The organism is Streptomyces sp. NPDC102467 (genome assembly GCF_044765445.1).
In the GTDB taxonomy this organism is placed as follows: Bacteria; Actinomycetota; Actinomycetes; order Streptomycetales; family Streptomycetaceae; genus Streptomyces.
This window is the reverse complement of record NZ_JBIWKA010000012.1, coordinates 1-17,045: the sequence shown is the minus strand read 5'-3', so window position 1 is coordinate 17,045 and position 17,045 is coordinate 1. Positions and strand designations below refer to the sequence as shown.

Below are 17,045 nucleotides of genomic sequence, written 5' to 3'. Positions count from 1 at the left end.
AGATGCCGTGTACAACCGACTCGGCCCCGGCCCCCACCACGCCTGCTTCCGCGCAGGCCGGCGGGGCCCCGTCCGGCTGCCCACGGCGGAACGTGAAGCAGGAGGAAACGTATGTGTGGCATCACCGGCTGGATCTCCTTCGACCGTGACCTGCAGGTCTCGGCCGACACATTGGATGCGATGACGCAGACAATGGAATGCCGCGGTCCCGACGACCGCGGCACCTGGATCGAGGGACCCGCGGCGCTCGGTCACCGCAGGCTCGCCATCATCGATCTGCCGGGCGGCCGACAGCCCATGACCGCGACGACACCGAGCGGCACGGTCGCTCTCGTGTACTCGGGAGAGACCTACAACTACACCGAGTTGCGCGCCGAACTCATAGGCCTGGGCCATGAGTTCAGGACCGACTCGGACACCGAGGTGGTGCTGCGCGGCTACCTCGAATGGGGCGAGGACCTTCCCGAGCGGCTCAACGGAATGTACGCGTTCGCCGTGTGGGACGGGCGCGTGGGCAAGCTGCTCATGATCCGCGACCGGATGGGCATCAAGCCGTTCTACTTCTACCCGACCGCGGACGGCGTGCTGTTCGGCTCCGAGCCCAAGGCGATCCTCGCGAACCCGCTCGCCAAGGCCCGCGTCACCCTGGACGGACTCCGCGAGTTGTTCACGTTCGTGAAGACTCCGGGACACGCGGTGTGGGACGGGATGCACGAGGTCGAGCCGGGCACGGTCGTCACCGTCGACCGGTCCGGGCTGCGCAGCCACGCCTACTGGACGCTCAAGACGCGGGCGCACACCGACGACCGGGACACGACCATCGCCACGGTGCGCGGCCTGCTCGACGACATCGTGCGCCGCCAGCTGGTCTCGGACGTGCCGCGCTGCACGCTCCTGTCGGGCGGTCTCGACTCGTCGGCGATGACGGCGATCGCGGCGCAGCAGCTGGCCGAGCGGGGCGAGACCGTACGCAGCTTCGCGGTCGACTTCGTCGGGCAGGCGGAGAACTTCGTCGCGGACGAGCTGCGCAGCACGCCCGACACCCCGTTCGTGCACGACGTGGCGGAGTCGGCCGGGACCGAGCACCGCGACATCGTGCTCGACTCGCAGGCGCTGGCCGACCCGGAGGTACGGGCCAAGGTGATCCGGGCCCGTGACATCCCGGCCGGCTTCGGCGACCTGGACGCCTCGCTGTATCTCCTCTTCCGCGCCATCCGCGAGCACTCCACGGTCGCGCTGTCCGGCGAGTCGGCGGACGAGGTGTTCGGCGGCTATCTGCAGTTCTTCGACGAGGAGGCGCGCAACGCCGACACGTTCCCCTGGCTGGTGCGGATGGGCGATCACTTCGGCGACGACGCGGATGTGCTCCGCCCCGAGCTCACCAAGCGTCTCGACCTGGCCGGCTATGTCGCCGACAGTTACTCGACCGCGATCAGCGACATCGAGCGCCTCGACGGGGAGAGCGACTTCGAGTACCGGATGCGGCGCATCTGCCACCTCCACCTGACCCGGTTCGTGCGGGTGCTCCTCGACCGCAAGGACCGGGCGAGCATGGCGGTCGGGCTGGAGGTGCGGGTGCCGTTCTGCGACCACCGGCTCGTCGAGTACGTGTACAACACGCCCTGGGCGCTGAAGTCGTTCGACGGCCGCGAGAAGAGCCTGCTGCGCGAGGCGACCGCGGACGTGCTGCCGCAGTCGGTGTACGACCGGGTCAAGAGCCCGTACCCGTCGACGCAGGACCCGAAGTACGCGGTCGCGCTGCAGGACCACGCCAAGGAACTGCTCGCCCTTCCCTCGCACCGTGTCTTCGAAATCGTCGACCGCGAGCGCGTGGCCCGCGCGGCGAACCGTGACGCGCCCCAGATCACCCAGGCCTCCCGCCGCGGCCTGGAACGCACCCTGGACCTGGCTCTGTGGCTGGACATGTACGACCCGGAACTGGTGCTGGACTGACGACGGCCGGTTTCCCGACTGGCGGGCCGCCCCGCGCCATGCCTACTATCCGCGGCAGCATCGCGTGCCGGTCACCGTCCGGGTGAGGCATGGAGGTGCCGGAGTTGCCTTCTGGAGGCAACCATCGTGTCGGTCCAGCTGAACCACACCATCGTGCACGCCCGGGACAACCGGGAATCCGCCGAGTTCCTCGCGCACATCCTGGGACTCGACGTCGGGGCCGAATGGGGCCCGTTCGTCGCACTCGACCTCAGTAACGGTGTGACCTTGGACTTCGCGTCCAACCCCGCCGAGTCCATCGTCACCCAGCACTACGCCTTCCTCGTCACCGAGGAGGAGTTCGACGGCATCTTCCAGCGCATCAAGGATGCCGGTATCACGTACTACGCCGATCCGCACGGCAAGCAGCCGGGCGAGATCAACCGTCACGACGGCGGTCGTGGCGTGTACTTCAAGGATCCGGTGAACCACGGCATGGAGGTCATCACCCGCCCCTACGGGAGCGGCGACAACTGAGACACCGGGTGGTGGGGTCGCGTCGCCGACGCGGCCCCACTCGGTGCGCCCGTCTCCGCGTGCCTGTACCGAGCGGAACGTCGTGTGTTCAACGGAACTTCGTCGCATGGAGCACGAGGTACACGGTTCCTACGATCGATGCCAGGGCCCCCAGCACGCCAAGGCCCAGGGCCGTCCGCCGCGCCGGGCGGCAGACCAGTTCGGCGTCCTCCGGGCGGACGCTCCCCGAGCAGGGCAGCGCCGCGAGCCCATAGGTCACCAGACCGGCCGTACCGAGCGTCAGGCCGAGTCCGAGCCACGTCACACCCGCGGACAAAGGGGACATGCGTCTGATTCTGCCGCCGCTTCGGCGATCTCGCTATCCCGGCGGAGTTCCAGCGGAAATCCACCGGACGGCCGACCGCCATCGCGCGGCCCTTGGGCCGACTGCCGCGACTGCCACGACTGCCACGCACGGTGACCGGTGACGGAGCGTACGGTTCGGGCCCTCGGCCGGGTGCGGTACCCGGTCGAGGTAGCGAGCATCGCTTGCGGGATCAGCCGCCGTACACGTCCTCCACGTAGCGCCCGTCGGTGACGAGCGCGGCCAGCCACTGTTCGGCGGCGGCCTCGTCGGCCCCGGGGGCGTGTTGGCGGTACAGGTCACGGAACGCGGCGCGCACGCCCGGGGCCATCCGGGAGCCGTCCCCGCACACGTACACGCGGGCGCCGGCGCCCAGCAGCTCCCAGAGTTCCTTGCCTTCGGCGGCGATGCGGTGCTGCACGAAGGCGTGCCCGTCGACGGGAGCCTCGCTGAAGACCGGCCGCAGGGAGATCGCCCCGGCGGCATCGGCGACGCGCAGTTCGTCGGCGTGCAGGAGGTCCCGGTCCGGATGGTCGCAGCCGAAGTAGACGAGCGCGGGCGGGAATTGGCCGCCCGAGGTCGCAAGGTCGAGCCGGTCGGCGATGGCGCCGCGGAACGGCGCGAGACCCGTGCCCGCCGCGATCATGACGACCGGCTCGGGCGTGTCGTGCCGGATGCGGAAGGCGTCACGGCACGGCTGGACGCGGCCCAGCACGGTGTCGCCCGGACGCGCTCCGGCCAAGTGGGCGGAGCCGGTACCCCGGTAGCGCCCGCTGCCGGAAGCGGCGGCCGCGTCGAGGACGGAGACCATCAGGTCCACGTGTCCTGGCCGCACGGCGGGGCTGGAGGAGACGGAGTAGTGGCGGGGCTTCAACGGCGGAAGCAGGTCGAGGAGTTGGGTCCAGGTGAGGACGCCGCGCAGGGCCGGGTGGCCCTCGACGAGCTCGACGAACGTGCGGGGATCGTCGGCGGGCAGCGCCGCCAGCGCGGCGGCCTCGGGCGGGCAGGGGTTCGCCGCCGCGAGTACGGCGACCTGCGCGGGGGTGGGCCGGTGCTGCAACTCGACGTGCTGGGACAGGAGTTCCCTGGCCGTCAGGGGGCGGTCGACGGCGAGGCCGTCACGGCGCGGCCGGTCGGTGCGGATGTCCAGCACGGTGTCCGGGTCGACGCCGAGCGCGCGTACCGCGCGGTCGACGAGGGCGGGTTCGTGCGCGGGCAGCACGCTGAGATGGTCGCCGGTCCGGTAGGTGGCCCCGGCCGGCAGCGCGAGCCGCAGGAACCGCTTGACGCGCGGGTGGCCAGGGGCCGTGAGGTCGTACGTCTCGGTGACGGTCAGCGGGGCGAGCCCGTGCCGGGCGGCGGCCGCGTCCAGGGGGCCGCCGGTGATCTCGCGGATCGCGTACGCGGCCGTGGGCGCGGGCGCGGGCGCCGCGTCGGTGGCGTCGGGGTCGCCGTACCGCTCCAGAAGGGCGGCGCGCAGGCCCGCGGTGAAGGTGCGCACGGTGCCGTTCAGGTCGCCGGACGCGTCGGCGGCGGCGCGCTCGCACAGCCGCTCGGCGCCGAGCGCGGCGAGCCGGTCGTCGATGCGGGTGGGGACGTGCTGGTAGGTGGCGGCCCAGTTGCGGTCGCCGACGCCGAGCACGGCGTGCACCGCGCCGTCGAGGGAGCCGTCCGCGGCCCGGTCGAGCGCGGCGACGAACTGCCGCGCGTCGTCGGTCGGTTGCCCGTTGTAGGAGGCGGCGACGACGATCACCGGCTGATCGGTGGGCAGCTTCTCGGCATAGGTGTCGAGGGGGGCGACATCGGTCGCGCAGCCGAGGGCGGCGGCCTCGTCGGCGAGCTGGGCGGCGAGGTCCCGGCAGGTGCCGTAGTTGCTGCCGTGCAGGAACAGGGCGCGGGTCCCGGGCCGGACCCGTACCGGCAACTCCCTTGCATCCACGGCCTGTTCGGGAGCCGAGACGTGGCCCGGCAGCGAAGAGTGGCGGTGGTCGGCAGGGGTTCGCGGGGCGAGGGTCAGGGTGAAACCGTCCGGCTTCATGGTGAGGGTCTCCTTCACCGTGAGCCGGTAGTCGGCGTGGTCGAGCAGCCGGTAGCGGTGCACCAGCATCGCCAGCAGCATGGTGGCCTCGTGGAGCGCGAACTGCCGCCCGATGCAGGCGCGTTCACCGGTGCCGAAGGGCTTGAAGGCGTGCGGCGAGCGGGCCGCCTCGGCGTCGGGCGTGAACCGGTTCGGGTCGAAGCGTTCCGGGTTGTCGCCCCACACCGGCTGCCGGTGCAGCATCGGGGCCAGCACGGACACTCCCTGTCCCGCACGCACGGGGACGCGTCCGCCGAGCAGCGTGTCCTCGCGGGCCTCCCTGCTGAACGCGGCGGCCGTGGGCCACAGCCGCAACGCCTCGTTGAGGACCTGGCGGGTGTAGGTGAGGCGGCCGACCTCGTCGAAGTCCGGCTCGGGGTCGGCGGTGTCCCCCCACAGGTCGTCGACCTCGCGGCGGACGAGGTCGAGGACGGCCGGGTTCTTGGCGAGGTAGTACAGGGCGAAGGACATCGCGCCGGACGTCGTCTCGTGCCCGGCGATCAGGAACGTGATGACCTGGTTGCGGATGTTGGCGGTGTCCAGCGTCGCGCCGTCCCGCGGGTGTGCGGCGGTCAGCATCAGGCCGAGCAGGTCGTCGGTGTGCTGTTCGCCGCCGCTCTGCCTGGCGGTGATGACGCCGTCGACGACCTGCGCGAGGTAGTCGGCGTCGGTGCGGAAGGCGGCGTCGGCCGCCGCGTGATCGCCGCCCGGGGTGCGGGCGAGGCGTTTCATGCTCCATTCCAGGCAGCGCACCATCGACTCGACGAACGGGTGCGGTTCGGCGCTCGCGAACGACCCGAAGTCGTAGCCGAATCCGGCCAGTCCGATGGTGTCGAGCGTCATCCGCGTCATGTCGCCGGGCACGTCCACGGGCCGGCCGTCGTGGGCGGCGCGGTCCCAGGTGTCGATGAGGCGGCGCGCCACCCGGTACATCACCGGGTGGTAGCCGCGCATCGAGCCGAGCGCGAAGGCGGGCATCAGGATGTCGTGGGCGCGGGCCCAGTTCGGCTCGTCGTTGTACGCCGTGAACAGGCCGTCGGCGGTGAAGGCGCGGACGTTCTCCAGGGCGGGCCCGATGTGCTTGGTGAAGCGGGTCTCGTCGGCGAGTTCGGTGACGAGGTCGAGGTCGGCGACGAACAGGGCGTCGCGGCCGTGCAGGCGGCGCACCAGGACCGGGCCGTGCTCCCGCATCAGGCCCATGACCTGTTGCAGCGGGGCCGGACCTGGCCCGGCGGCGGAGATGTCGACGAGCGGAACCCCATCAACAGGGGAGCCAGGGAGGACGGCGGGCGCCGGGAGCAGCGTGGGGTGCGGCATGGTGCGGCAACAGCCTTTCGCGGGTGGGGGGATCGGCGCTTCCAGCTTGCTCCCGCTCCCCCGCTGCTCGGCGCCACCGCACTACATGATTGTGTAGTGACCGAGAGCATGCCGGGCTTGTGCGCGATGCGCGGTGGGTTCATGGCCGACGGGACCAGGGCCACAGAGGCAACCAGAGCCACGGGGAAGGAGTGGAACGGTGGACGCGGTGGTGTGGCGCAATCGCGCCATGGTTCTCTTCGACCGCATTCCGATGCCGGTCGCCGTGTGCGATCCGTACGGAGTGGTGCGCCTGGCGAACGCCGCGCTCGCCGCCGAGTGGGGTACGACGCCTGGCCGGCTCAAGGGCCGGGAGCTGCTGATGATGTTCGCGCCGCGCGACGGGACGCAGGTCGACCGACTCGTCGAGGCGCTGAAGCTGCGGCGCCGCTCGCGCTATGCCGTGGCCGTGACGTGGCAGGGCGCCGACGGGACGGACCGCAGCGGGGAGCTGATGGTCGACCCGGTGAGCGAGGCCCCGAACGCGCTGCCCGATCTGCTGGTGATGTTGCGGGTGACGGGCGTGGCCGCGCCGCGTCCGGCGCCCGCCCCGGCGCCGCTGCATCCGAACGAGGAGCGGATCCTCGCGCTGCTCGCCGCGGGCGCGACGACGGCGCGGGCGGCACGCGAGACGGGCCTGACGACGGATGGCGTCACCTATCACCTGCGGCGCCTGTCCCAGCGGTGGGGCGCGGCCAACCGCACCGAACTGGTCGCCCGCGCCTATGCGTTGGGGATTCTGGAGCCAGGGGTGTGGCCGCCTCAGGTCGGGTCGTCCGGGCCCGGCACGGGCGCGCCCGAGGGGAATCCGGCCGCGGTGTAGGCGTCTTCGTACAGCTCCTTCCACGGCACGCTCGCCCCGCATGTCCGGGTCGATGGAGAAGCGGAGCACCGCCCCGGGACGCAACTCCTCGGCTGCTCCGGGCGTCTCACCGGCCACTGACAAACTACCCGCGACTCGGTGGTGCGCGGCATGATTCGCGGGCAGGCTCGTCACCGTGGCCCGCGCAGGGCCCCGGATCTGGAGGGAAACCCCGTGAACGGCAACGACTCGCTCGGCAAGAGGAAATTCAAGCGGTCCCGCAGTCACTTCGCCGACCGCATCACGGCCGACGGGCAAGACGGCTGGCCCGTTGAGGCGGGCCGCTACCGTCTCGTCGTCAGCCTCGCCTGTCCGTGGGCGAGCCGCGCTCTGGTGGTGCGGCGGCTGCTCGGCCTGGAGGACGCCTTGTCCCTGGCGGTCACCGACCCGATCCAGGACGACCGCAGCTGGCGCTTCACGCTCGACCCGGACGACCGCGACCCGGTCCTCGGCATCCGGTATCTCAGCGAGGCGTACGACGCCCGCGAGACGGGCTACCCGGGCGGTGTCAGCGTGCCCGCGATCGTCGACGTACCGACGGGCAAGCTCGTCACGAACGACTTCCCGCAGCTCACCCTCGACCTGATGACCGAGTGGACGGCGCTGCACAGGGCCGGCGCGCCCGACCTCTACCCCGAGCCGCTGCGCGACGAGATCGACGCGGTGATGGAGGACGTGTACCGGGACGTGAACAACGGCGTGTACCGGGCCGGGTTCGCCGCGAAGCAGAGCGATTACGAGGACGCGTACCGGGATGTGTTCGCGCGCCTGGACGCGTTGTCCGAGCGGCTCGCCGGGCAGCGCTATCTCGTCGGCGACACGATCACGGAGGCGGACATCCGGCTGTTCACGACGCTGGTCCGCTTCGACGCCGTCTACCACGGCCATTTCAAGTGCAACCGCAACAAACTGACCGAGGATCCGGTGCTGTGGGCGTACACGCGGGATCTGTTCCAGACGCCCGGCTTCGGCGACACCGTGGACTTCGACCACATCAAGCGTCACTACTACGAGGTGCACACGGGCATCAATCCGACCGCGATCGTGCCGCTGGGTCCTGACCTTTCGGGCTGGGAGACGCCGCACGGCCGGGAGCGGCTCGGCGGGCGGCCGTTCGGTGACGGGACGCCGCCCGCGCCTCGGTAGGGTCGGTGCCTACGTCCCGCCCGGTCACGGAGTCGCCATGTCCCGCCCTTACGTGCTGTTGTCCGCCGCCGTCTCGCTCGACGGCTGCCTCGATGACACCGGGCCCGAGCGGCTGCTGCTGTCCGGGCCCGAGGACTTCGAGCGGGTCGACGCGGAGCGCGCGGCGAGCGACGCGATCCTCGTCGGCGCGGGGACGCTGCGCGCGGACCGGCCCAGGCTGCTGGTCAACTCCGCCGAGCGGCGCGCCCGGCGGGTCGAGGCGGGGCGGCCCGCGTACCCGCTGAAGGTGGCGGTCAGCGGATCAGGCGATCTGGACCCCGGCGCCCCGTTCTGGACCACCGGCGGCGCACGGCTGCTTTACACGACGGACAAGGGCGCCGAGCTCGCGCGGACCCGCCTGGGCGGCGCCGCCGACGTGGTGGCGCTCGGTCCCGCGGTGGAGTGGGCGGCACTGCTCGACGATCTCGGGGCGCGGGGCGTGCGCCGGCTGATGGTCGAGGGCGGGGCGCGGGTCCACACGCAGTTGCTGCAGCTGGGGTTCGCGGACGAACTGCGGCTCGCCGCCGCGCCGTTGGTGGTCGGCGAGCCGGACGCGCCCCGGCTGTTCGGCCCCGGCTCGTACCCGGGCGGGCCGCGCGGCCGGATGCGGGTCCTGGACACGGAGCGGGTCGGCGATGTGATCGTGACGCGGTACGCGCCGACCGTGCCCGGCACCGCGGACGCGGCGACGGCGGCCGACCGGCACTGGCTGCGAACGGCCTGCGAACTGGCCGCGGACTGCCCGCCGTCGGAGACCGCGTTCAGTGTCGGCGCGGTGATCGTCGCGGCCGACGGATCGGAGCTCGCGCGGGGTCACTCGCGGGAGGCGGGCGACCCGGTCGTGCACGCCGAGGAGGCCGCGCTCGGCAAGCTCGCCCCCGACGATCCGCGCCTCGCGGCCGCCACGGTCTACAGCAGCCTGGAGCCGTGCGCGCGCCGGGCGTCGCGCCCGAAGCCGTGCGCGCGGCTGCTCGTCGACGCGGGCGTGCGGCGCGTGGTGACGGCGTGGCGGGAGCCGGACACGTTCGTGCCGGGCGCCGACGGGATCGGGGTGCTGGCCGGGGCGGGCGTCGTCGTCGCGGAGGTACCTGAGCTGACCGAGGCGGCCATGCGTCCCAACCGGCACCTGGTCACGGGGACCGGCCAGGCTTAGCGGCTTGGGCTGTGGCGCGGTCGGGACGGCGCTGCGCCGCCCGCTTCCACGGTCTGGCGCTGCCGTGTGCCGCTGCCCCGTACGACCACGACGGCGGTGAGCCCGAGTGCGAGTCCGAGGGCGGTGCGCACGCTGAACGGCTCGTCGAACATGAGCGCTCCCCACACCGCGGTCACGGGTGCCATCAGGAACATCAGGGCGTTGACCTGGGTCAGCCCACGCCGGCGCAGCACGATCCAGTAGAGGCCGTAGCCGCCGAACGTGGAGAGGCCGACCAGCCAGGCGATCGCGAGCCAGAAGGACGGCGCGGTGGGCGGCGCCGCTCCGCCGGCCGCGACGGCGAGGACCGTGAAAACGACGGCGCTCGTGGCGCAGTGCACGGTCAGGGCGGCCATCGGCTCGACGCGCGTGGGCGAGCGGCTCTCCACGAACGTGGCCGCCACCAGCGCCAGCATGCCGAGGAAGGGGATCAGGTACGCCCACCCGGCGACGCCGCTGACGGCTGCCGCGTCGGCCGTGGTGACGACGACGACCCCGGCCGCCCCCAGGCACAGTCCGAGCCACTGCCGTGCGCTGACGTACTGCCGCAGCAGTGGTCCGGCGAGCGCGCCCGCGACGAGCGGCTGGGTGCCGTCGATGAGGGCGGTGGTGCCACTGGAGACGCCGAGCTGGATGGCGTAGTAGACGGTCAGCAGATAGCCGCTCTGCGACAGCGCGCCGACGACGATCTGGCGTCCGATGTCGCGCGAGGTCAGGCCGCGCCACCAGCGCCGCCCGGCTGTCGCGGCGACGGCCCCGAGGACCAGTGCGAGCGGCAGGAACCGCCACATCAGCGTGGTCACGGCGCTCGCCTCACCGGCGCCGAGTTTGGCGCCGATGAAGCCGGAGCTCCAGGTCAGGACGAATCCGAGGGACAGAAGGATGTTCATCGCGCGGGCACCGCCTCAGCAGGAAGACAGGACAGACAGGATAGGTATACAGATCGGTCTACTGGCTCCACTATACAGATCGGTTTACTCTGGAGTATGCGCACCTCGCCGACCCCGGCCCCTACGGCTCCTGTCCCGTCGACCCCCGCTCCGACGACCGTCGATCCGGACCGCCCCGACCTCACCCCGGCCGCACGCCGCGTCCTGGAGACCGCGTCGCGGCTGTTCTACGAGCGCGGCATCCATGCCGTCGGGGTCGATCTGATCGCGGCCGAGGCGGGCGTCACGAAGAAGACGCTCTACGACCGGTTCGGCTCCAAGGAGCGCATCGTCGTCGACTACCTGGCCACGCGGGACGCGCGCTGGCGGGCCTTCCTCGCCGCGCACCACGACCCGGCCGAACTCACCCCGGTCGAGAGGGTCCTGGCCGTCTTCGACGCCTCGAAGGAATGGATGGCGGCGCACAGCGGCAAGGGCTGCAGCATGGTGAACGCGCATGCCGAGATCAGCGATCCGGCCCATCCCGCCTACGCCGTGATCACCGGGCAGAAGCAGTGGATGCTGGAGCTGTTCACCCGGCTCGCCGAGGACGTGTCGCCGGACGCTGCAAGGGAATTGGGCCGCTCGCTGATGCTGCTGCACGAGGGCACGCTGGTCTCGGACGGACTCGATGTGTTCCCGGACGCGTTCGGTCGGGCGCGGCGCCTTGCGGCATTCCTGCTCTCCGCCGCACGGGAGGCGTCATGACCTGGGAGCCGGGCGGCCCCGGCGTCCTGCTCCTCCCGTCGGGCCGGCTCGTGCGCGGCCGGGGGCTGCGCGATCCGCTGCCGCCGGGCCCGACGGCGACGTACGGCGTCCACCTCCTCGGCCGGCAGCCCCCGCCCGTGGACTGGGAGTCGACCTGGCTGCGCTGGCCGGATTTTTGGCTGCCGGCCGATGCCGAGCGGACGCGTGCCGTACTGCGCGAGGCGTGGCGCAGGTCCGCCGACGAGCGGGTGGAGGTGGCGTGCGGGGGCGGCCGGGGCCGGACCGGGACCGCGCTCGCCTGCCTCGCCGTCCTGGACGGGGTACCGCCCGCCGAGGCCGTCGCGTACGTGCGTCGCGCCTACGACCGGCACGCCGTGGAGACGCCCTGGCAGAAGCGGTACGTACGCCGGTTCGCTCCGCCCGGAAATTGAGTTGCGCCCGGCGGTGACGCGCTGCGCACCATAGGCCGGTCACAGTCCTCATAGGCAGGGGCGGGTCACCGCACTCGCCGGTTCAGGAGACCCGAATGCGCCGATTCCTCGAAGCAGTTCAGCGACCCCGCCGGACCACAGCTTTCGAGGACTCGACCTTCCATGCAGACCCCGCAGGTACGCACGACCCTGAACATCGGCATTCTCGCCCACGTCGACGCCGGTAAGACCAGCCTCACCGAGCGGCTCCTGTTCGACACGGGCGCCATCGACCGGCTCGGCAGCGTCGACGGTGGGGACACCCGCACCGACACCGGCGCGATCGAGCGGCAGCGCGGCATCACGATCCGCTCGGCCGTCGCCGCGCTCCGCGTCGGGGAGACCCAGATCAACCTCATCGACACCCCGGGCCACTCCGACTTCATCGCCGAGGTCGAACGCGCCCTCGACATGCTCGACGGGGCGGTCCTGCTGATCTCCGCCGTCGAGGGGGTGCAGGCGCAGACGCGCGTGCTGCTCAAGACGCTGCGCCGGCTCGGGCTGCCCACGCTCGTGTTCGTCAACAAGATCGACCGGGCGGGCGCGCGCACCGTCCCGCTGCTCGACGACATCCGCCGCCGGCTCACCCCGCACGTGGTGCCCCTGACGGACGTGCGGCACGCGGGCACCTCACGCGCCGGCGTCACGGCCCGGGCGCTCGACGACCCGGCGGTGCGGGACGAGGCCGCCCGGACCCTCGCGGAGGTCGACGACACGATCCTGGCCGCGTTGGTGGACGGACCGCCCCCGAGCTCCGGCGAGGTACGCGACGCACTGGTGCGGCGGACCCGCGACGGCTCCCTCCACCCCGTGCTGTTCGGCTCGGCGATCGGCGGCCAGGGCGTCCCCCAACTGCTCGATGCGGTACGGACGTTCATTCCCTCCACCGCGAAACCCGGGGCGGAGTCGGGGCGCCCCACCGGCACGGTGTTCGCGGTACGACGCGGTCCCGTGGGCGAGCGCATCGGCTATCTGCGCCTGTACGAGGGTGAGGTGAGGGCGCGTCAGAAGGTGACGTTCCTGCGGCGCGACGCCGAGGGCGGCACGGAGCCGGTCGCCGGTCGGCTCACCGGGATCCGGGTCGTCGGCTCCGGGGACGACGACACCGTCGGGCCCGGCCAGATCGCCGAGGTGCGCGGCACGGCCGGGATCCGCGTGGGCGACCGGCTCGGTGAACTCCACGGCGCCCAGGCCCGGTTCGCGCCGCCGACACTGGAGACGCTGGCCCGCGCGGTCCGCCCCGGGCAGGGCGCCGCGCTCCGCTCGGCCCTGCTCGAACTCGCCGACCAGGACCCGCTGATCCACGCCCGCCCGGAACCCGACGGCAGCACGGCACTCCTGCTCTACGGAGAGGTGCAGAAGGAGGTCCTGGGAGCCACCCTGGTGCAGGAGTTCGGCATCGAGGCGGCGTTCGAGCCGAGCCGGATCCGCTGCGTGGAGCGTCCCGCGGGCACGGGCGAGGCGGTCGAGGAGATGGGCCACCGCAGCACGACAGGACTGCCCGCGACCGTCGGTCTGCGGATCGAACCGGGGCCGGGCGGCTCGGGCCGCGTCTTCTCGTACGAGACCGAACTGGGCGCGCTCCCCCGGGCGTTCCACCAGGCCGTCGAGGACTCGGTGCACGCCACCCTGGCGCGGGGCGGGCCGCACGGCTGGCCCGTGACGGACTGCCAAGTGACGCTGATCCGCTCCGGGTTCGACTCCCCGGTGAGCGTGGCGGGCGATTTCCGGACCGTGACCGCGCTCGTGGCCCGGGAGGCCCTGCGGCGGGCAGGGACCCGGGTCTTCGAGCCGGTGCACTCCTTCGAGGTGGAGGTGCCCCTGGACTCGCTCGCTCCGGTCGCCGCCCAACTGGCCGCGTTGGGCGCTGAGTTCGGGGAGACGACGGGCGGCCGGGAGGCATGGCTGATCTCGGGGGAACTGACGGCACGCAGGGTGCGGGAGATGGAGCTGGCCCTGCCGGGGCTCACGCGCGGCGAGGGGGTCTGGTGGTCGCGTGTGTCTGGCGATCGCCCGTTCCGCGGTTCCGGGGCGCTTCCGAAGGCGTGATCAATCGATACGGTGGAATGAGGCCTCCTAGGGAAGGAGGTTTCCGTCATGACGTCGAGGACTGTGCCACTGCCCCGTTGGGCGAAGCTCCTGGGTGTACTCGTCGTGGTGCTGGTACTCGTCTTCACCGGGCTGCGGCTGCTGCACCGGCTGGACGACGTGTTCGGTACCGAGACGCACGACCGGTCGGGGCCCGCGCTGCTCAAGTCCGTGCGGGACATGAGCCGTTACGACGCCGCGTCGGGGAACTTCCAGGTCGTGGTCGACCTGGAGAAGGACACCAAGTACCTCCCGGACGCCATCCGGGGGACCCGGACCCTCTACATCGGGGCGGGCAGCGTCGAGGCGTACGTGGATCTCGGGAAGGTCGGGTCCGGGGACGTGCGGGTGAACGACGAGCGGACGTCGGCGACGCTCAAGCTGCCCCATGCCCGCCTGGGGACTCCCGCACTGGACACCGACCGGTCCTACGCCGTGTCGAAGCAGCGGGGTCTCCTCGACCGGCTCGGCGACCTGTTCTCGGACAATCCCAACGACGAGCGGGCCGTGCGCAAGCTGGCCGCCCGGCACATCGGGGAGGCCGCTCGGGACAGCGGGCTCACCGAACGCGCCGAGCGCAACACGACCAGCATGCTGCAAGGCCTGCTGCGCTCCCTGGGGTTCAAGGACGTGAAGGTGTCCTACGCGACGTGAGCCCCGCGTTCCGCCAGAGGCGGCGAACGCACCTCAAGTACGCGTCGCGATGATCACCGTGGCGTAGAGGTCGTCGTCCTGTCTCACCCGTGGCCGCAGACCGGCGGAGCGTACGGCCGCCTCTGCGGCCGCGGCCTGCCGTTCACTGGTCTCCACGAACAGCCGGCCGCCCGGCGCCAGCCACCGCCGTGCTCCGGCGGCGACCCGGCGCAGCACGTCGAGGCCGTCGGCGCCGCCGTCGAGGGCCATGCGCCGCTCGTGGTCGCGGGCCTCGGGCGGCAGCAGCGGCACGTCGCCCGTGGGGACGTACGGGCCGTTCGCGATGAGGATGTCGACCCGGCCCGCCAGCTCCACGGGGAGCGGTTCGTACAGGTCGCCCTCGTAGACCTCTCCCCCGAGCGGCTCGATGTTGCGCCGGGCGCACCGCACCGCGGCCGGGTCGAGGTCCGCCGCGAGCAGCCGCGCGGGGCGCCGGTCGGCGAGCACGGCGGCGACCGCGCCGGTGCCGCAGCACAGGTCGACGACGACGGCGTCGGGCGGTGTGCAGGCCCGCGCCTGCCGGGCCAGGAACTCGGTGCGGCGACGCGGCACGAAGACACCGGGGTCGACCGCGACGCGCAACCCGCAGAACTCGGCCCATCCCACGACGTGTTCGAGGGGAAGGCCGGCGGCGCGGCGCTCGACCATCGCGGTCAGCTCGGCCGTGTCCCGGGCGCTGGCGAACAGGACGCGCGCCTCGTCCTCGGCGAAGACACAGCCGGCTCGGCGCAGGGTCGTGACGACCGACGCAGGGTCGGTGGGAAGAGCGGAAGGCGGCTCGGCAGGGAGCGGGGAGGACGGGGAGAGGGGCGACGGGGGAAGCGACATGGCTGATGTATGACCTCTCGGGAAGCCGATGGGGCTCCCGGGCGTCGAACGGCCGCCGTCCCGCTCAGTGCGCGCGGACGGTGCGTACGACAGGAGAAGGGAGCTCCCGACCTGACACAGCAGTGATCGGACTCACCTCCTCGGTCCCTCGTGGCTCTCTTGGGCCCGGTCACACTACCGCACAGGACTCCGCGTCCGATTCCCGCCAGCATGCTCTCGCGCACGCGAGCAGTCTTGAGGCATGCAGCAGACATCCGGCCCCGCAGCAGGGGCCTTCCCCGAAGAGGCCACCCTCCTGTACGCGACGCTGTCCGGGCCGCTGGGCGACATGGTGGCCGTCGGCGAGGAGTCGGCGCGGGCGCCCGGCGGGACGGCGCTGGTCTCCCTGTCCCTGCCGGGGCGGCGCCGCGCCGCCGTCCGCGAGGAGTGGCGGCACGCGCCGGACGCCTTCACAGCGCTGGCCGAGCAATTGGACGCCTACTTCGACGGGCGGCGCACCGGCTTCGACCTCGCTTTCACCCCGTACGGCGACGCCTTCGAGCGCCGTGTGTGGAGCGCCCTGGAGGCGATCCCGTACGGCACCACGACGACGTACGGAGCCCTGGCCGGGCACCTCGGAGTTCCGCGTGGCGCGGTGCGTGACCTCGGTGCCGCGATCGGTCGCAACCCGCTCCTGATCGTGCGCCCCTGCCACCGGGTCATCGGCGCCGACGGAACCCTCAAGGGGTACGCCGCCGGTGTGGCCAGGAAGGAGCAGTTGCTCGTTCTCGAAGGCGCCCTGCCCGCACAGCTTCCCCTTTCGTGACAGGAACGCATCCCATGACCAGCACCCACACGAGCAGGCCTGTCGGCACGGCGCAGGACCGGCTCGACGGCCTCGACTGGGCCGAGCTCGCCGGAGAGCTGGACGCGTCCGGCAGCGCCCTGACCTCACGGCCGGTGCTCACCCCGGCCGAGTGCAGGTCCGTCGCCGCGCTCTATGACGACGTGGCCCGCTTCCGGTCGACCGTCGACATGGCCCGCTACCGGTTCGGCCAGGGCCAGTACCGCTACTTCGAGCACCCGTTGCCCGATCTCGTCCAGGAGATGCGCGCCGCGTTCTATCCGCGGCTGCTGCCGATCGCGCGGTCCTGGGCGCGGCGCCTGAACCGGCCCGCGCCCTGGCCGGACGCGCTCGACGCCTGGCTGGAGCGGTGTCACGCGGCGGGCCAGCGGCGGCCGACGCCGATCCTGCTGCGTTACGGTCCTGGCGACTGGAACGCGCTGCACCGTGATCTGTACGGCGAGTTGGTCTTCCCGCTGCAGGTCGTGATCGGTCTGGACGAGCCGGGCGCGGATTATCGCGGCGGCGAGTTCCTGATGACCGAGCAGCGGCCTCGCGCGCAGTCGCGCGGTTTCGCCACGACGCTCTCGCAGGGGCACGCGCTGGTGTTCACGACGCGGGACCGGCCGGTGCGCTCGGTGCGCGGCTGGGCGAACGGCCCCATGCGGCACGGCGTGAGCACGGTCCGCTCGGGCCGCCGGCACACGCTGGGGCTCGTCTTCCACGACGCCGAGTGAGCGCCGCCGCTGTTCCTAGGGCCTGTCTGACAATTCCCGTCGTTGCCCGGAGGGCGGCCCCGCGGCGTCTGGTGCGTGCTCTCGGCGTGCCGGGTGCAAGGCCTCGTACTGGACGTACTTGGCCTTGCGCCCGGTGCGGCGAGAGTGCGTGCCAGGCGTCGCGGGGCAGACGGGAATTGTCAGACAGGCCCTAGTGTCCCGCGCCGGAGATCCGTTGGCAGAAGCGGGCGAGTGAGTCGAGGATTTCTTCGGCTGTTTTGGTCCAGGTGAACGGGGTCGGTTTCT

At 72.2% G+C, this 17,045-nt stretch carries 15 protein-coding genes; 11 read left to right on the top strand and 4 right to left on the bottom strand.

Annotated features, from left to right (window positions below; translation table 11 throughout):
* Positions 1–111: 111 nt before the first annotated feature.
* Both asnB and ACIREE_RS24905 read left to right on the top strand, forming a co-directional pair.
* The gene (asnB, locus tag ACIREE_RS24910; RefSeq protein WP_404156138.1) at positions 112–1,953 is read left to right on the top strand and encodes an asparagine synthase (glutamine-hydrolyzing); all 1,842 of its coding nucleotides are present in this window, start codon (positions 112–114) and stop codon (positions 1,951–1,953) included.
* Between the two features lie 126 nt (positions 1,954–2,079).
* Positions 2,080–2,469 carry a VOC family protein gene (locus ACIREE_RS24905; RefSeq protein ID WP_404156135.1) on the top strand — a complete coding sequence of 130 codons (390 nt, stop codon included), beginning with the start codon at positions 2,080–2,082 and terminating at the stop codon, positions 2,467–2,469.
* A gap of 88 nt (positions 2,470–2,557) precedes the next feature.
* On the opposite strand, the gene ACIREE_RS24900 is transcribed toward ACIREE_RS24905, so the two are convergent.
* Both ACIREE_RS24900 and ACIREE_RS24895 read right to left on the bottom strand, forming a co-directional pair.
* Positions 2,558–2,794, bottom strand: a complete 237-nt coding sequence (locus tag ACIREE_RS24900) for a hypothetical protein (RefSeq protein ID WP_404156132.1) — start codon at positions 2,792–2,794, stop codon at positions 2,558–2,560.
* Positions 2,795–3,005: 211 nt separating this feature from the next.
* Positions 3,006–6,206 (bottom strand): cytochrome P450, encoded by a 3,201-nt coding sequence (locus ACIREE_RS24895; RefSeq protein WP_404156129.1) that lies wholly within the window; start codon positions 6,204–6,206, stop codon positions 3,006–3,008.
* 229 nt (positions 6,207–6,435) lie between these two features.
* On the opposite strand from ACIREE_RS24895, the gene ACIREE_RS24890 reads away from it, so the two are divergent.
* From ACIREE_RS24890 to ACIREE_RS24880, 3 genes are all read left to right on the top strand, one after another.
* Entirely contained in the window at positions 6,436–7,068 is a 633-nt protein-coding gene (locus ACIREE_RS24890) for a PAS domain-containing protein (RefSeq protein WP_404156915.1), read from the top strand.
* Positions 7,069–7,281: 213 nt separating this feature from the next.
* Positions 7,282–8,253, top strand: coding sequence for a glutathione S-transferase family protein (locus tag ACIREE_RS24885; RefSeq protein WP_404156127.1), 972 nt, complete (start codon positions 7,282–7,284; stop codon positions 8,251–8,253).
* 37 nt (positions 8,254–8,290) lie between these two features.
* On the top strand, positions 8,291–9,445 hold the full coding sequence (locus tag ACIREE_RS24880) for a dihydrofolate reductase family protein (RefSeq protein WP_404156124.1): 1,155 nt from the start codon (positions 8,291–8,293) through the stop codon (positions 9,443–9,445).
* On the opposite strand, the gene ACIREE_RS24875 is transcribed toward ACIREE_RS24880, so the two are convergent.
* Positions 9,442–10,374, bottom strand: coding sequence for a DMT family transporter (locus ACIREE_RS24875; protein WP_404156121.1), 933 nt, complete (start codon positions 10,372–10,374; stop codon positions 9,442–9,444). The two genes, ACIREE_RS24880 and ACIREE_RS24875, sit on opposite strands and share 4 nt — an antisense overlap.
* A 96-nt stretch (positions 10,375–10,470) precedes the next feature.
* Here ACIREE_RS24875 and ACIREE_RS24870 point away from each other — a divergent pair, with 96 nt between their 5' ends.
* The 4 genes from ACIREE_RS24870 (at position 10,471) to ACIREE_RS24855 (ending at position 14,333) form a co-directional block, all read left to right on the top strand.
* Positions 10,471–11,121: a TetR/AcrR family transcriptional regulator gene (locus ACIREE_RS24870; RefSeq protein ID WP_404156119.1), complete on the top strand. Its 651-nt coding sequence runs from the start codon at positions 10,471–10,473 to the stop codon at positions 11,119–11,121.
* The gene (locus ACIREE_RS24865; protein ID WP_404156117.1) at positions 11,118–11,552 is read left to right on the top strand and encodes a protein phosphatase; all 435 of its coding nucleotides are present in this window, start codon (positions 11,118–11,120) and stop codon (positions 11,550–11,552) included. Before ACIREE_RS24870 ends, ACIREE_RS24865 begins: the two co-directional genes overlap by 4 nt.
* A gap of 162 nt (positions 11,553–11,714) precedes the next feature.
* Positions 11,715–13,640 (top strand): tetracycline resistance ribosomal protection protein Otr(A), encoded by a 1,926-nt coding sequence (otr(A), locus tag ACIREE_RS24860; RefSeq protein ID WP_404156114.1) that lies wholly within the window; start codon positions 11,715–11,717, stop codon positions 13,638–13,640.
* 48 nt (positions 13,641–13,688) lie between these two features.
* The gene (locus ACIREE_RS24855) at positions 13,689–14,333 is read left to right on the top strand and encodes a DUF4230 domain-containing protein (protein ID WP_404156111.1); all 645 of its coding nucleotides are present in this window, start codon (positions 13,689–13,691) and stop codon (positions 14,331–14,333) included.
* Positions 14,334–14,366: 33 nt separating this feature from the next.
* On the opposite strand, the gene ACIREE_RS24850 is transcribed toward ACIREE_RS24855, so the two are convergent.
* Positions 14,367–15,200, bottom strand: coding sequence for a putative protein N(5)-glutamine methyltransferase (locus tag ACIREE_RS24850; RefSeq protein WP_404156109.1), 834 nt, complete (start codon positions 15,198–15,200; stop codon positions 14,367–14,369).
* A 241-nt stretch (positions 15,201–15,441) separates the two neighbouring features.
* Between ACIREE_RS24850 and ACIREE_RS24845 the strand changes: the two genes are divergently transcribed.
* Positions 15,442–16,005, top strand: a complete 564-nt coding sequence (locus tag ACIREE_RS24845; RefSeq protein ID WP_404156106.1) for a methylated-DNA--[protein]-cysteine S-methyltransferase — start codon at positions 15,442–15,444, stop codon at positions 16,003–16,005.
* A 14-nt stretch (positions 16,006–16,019) separates the two neighbouring features.
* Positions 16,020–16,760: a 2OG-Fe(II) oxygenase gene (locus ACIREE_RS24840; RefSeq protein ID WP_404156103.1), complete on the top strand. Its 741-nt coding sequence runs from the start codon at positions 16,020–16,022 to the stop codon at positions 16,758–16,760.
* Positions 16,761–17,045 lie beyond the last annotated feature (285 nt).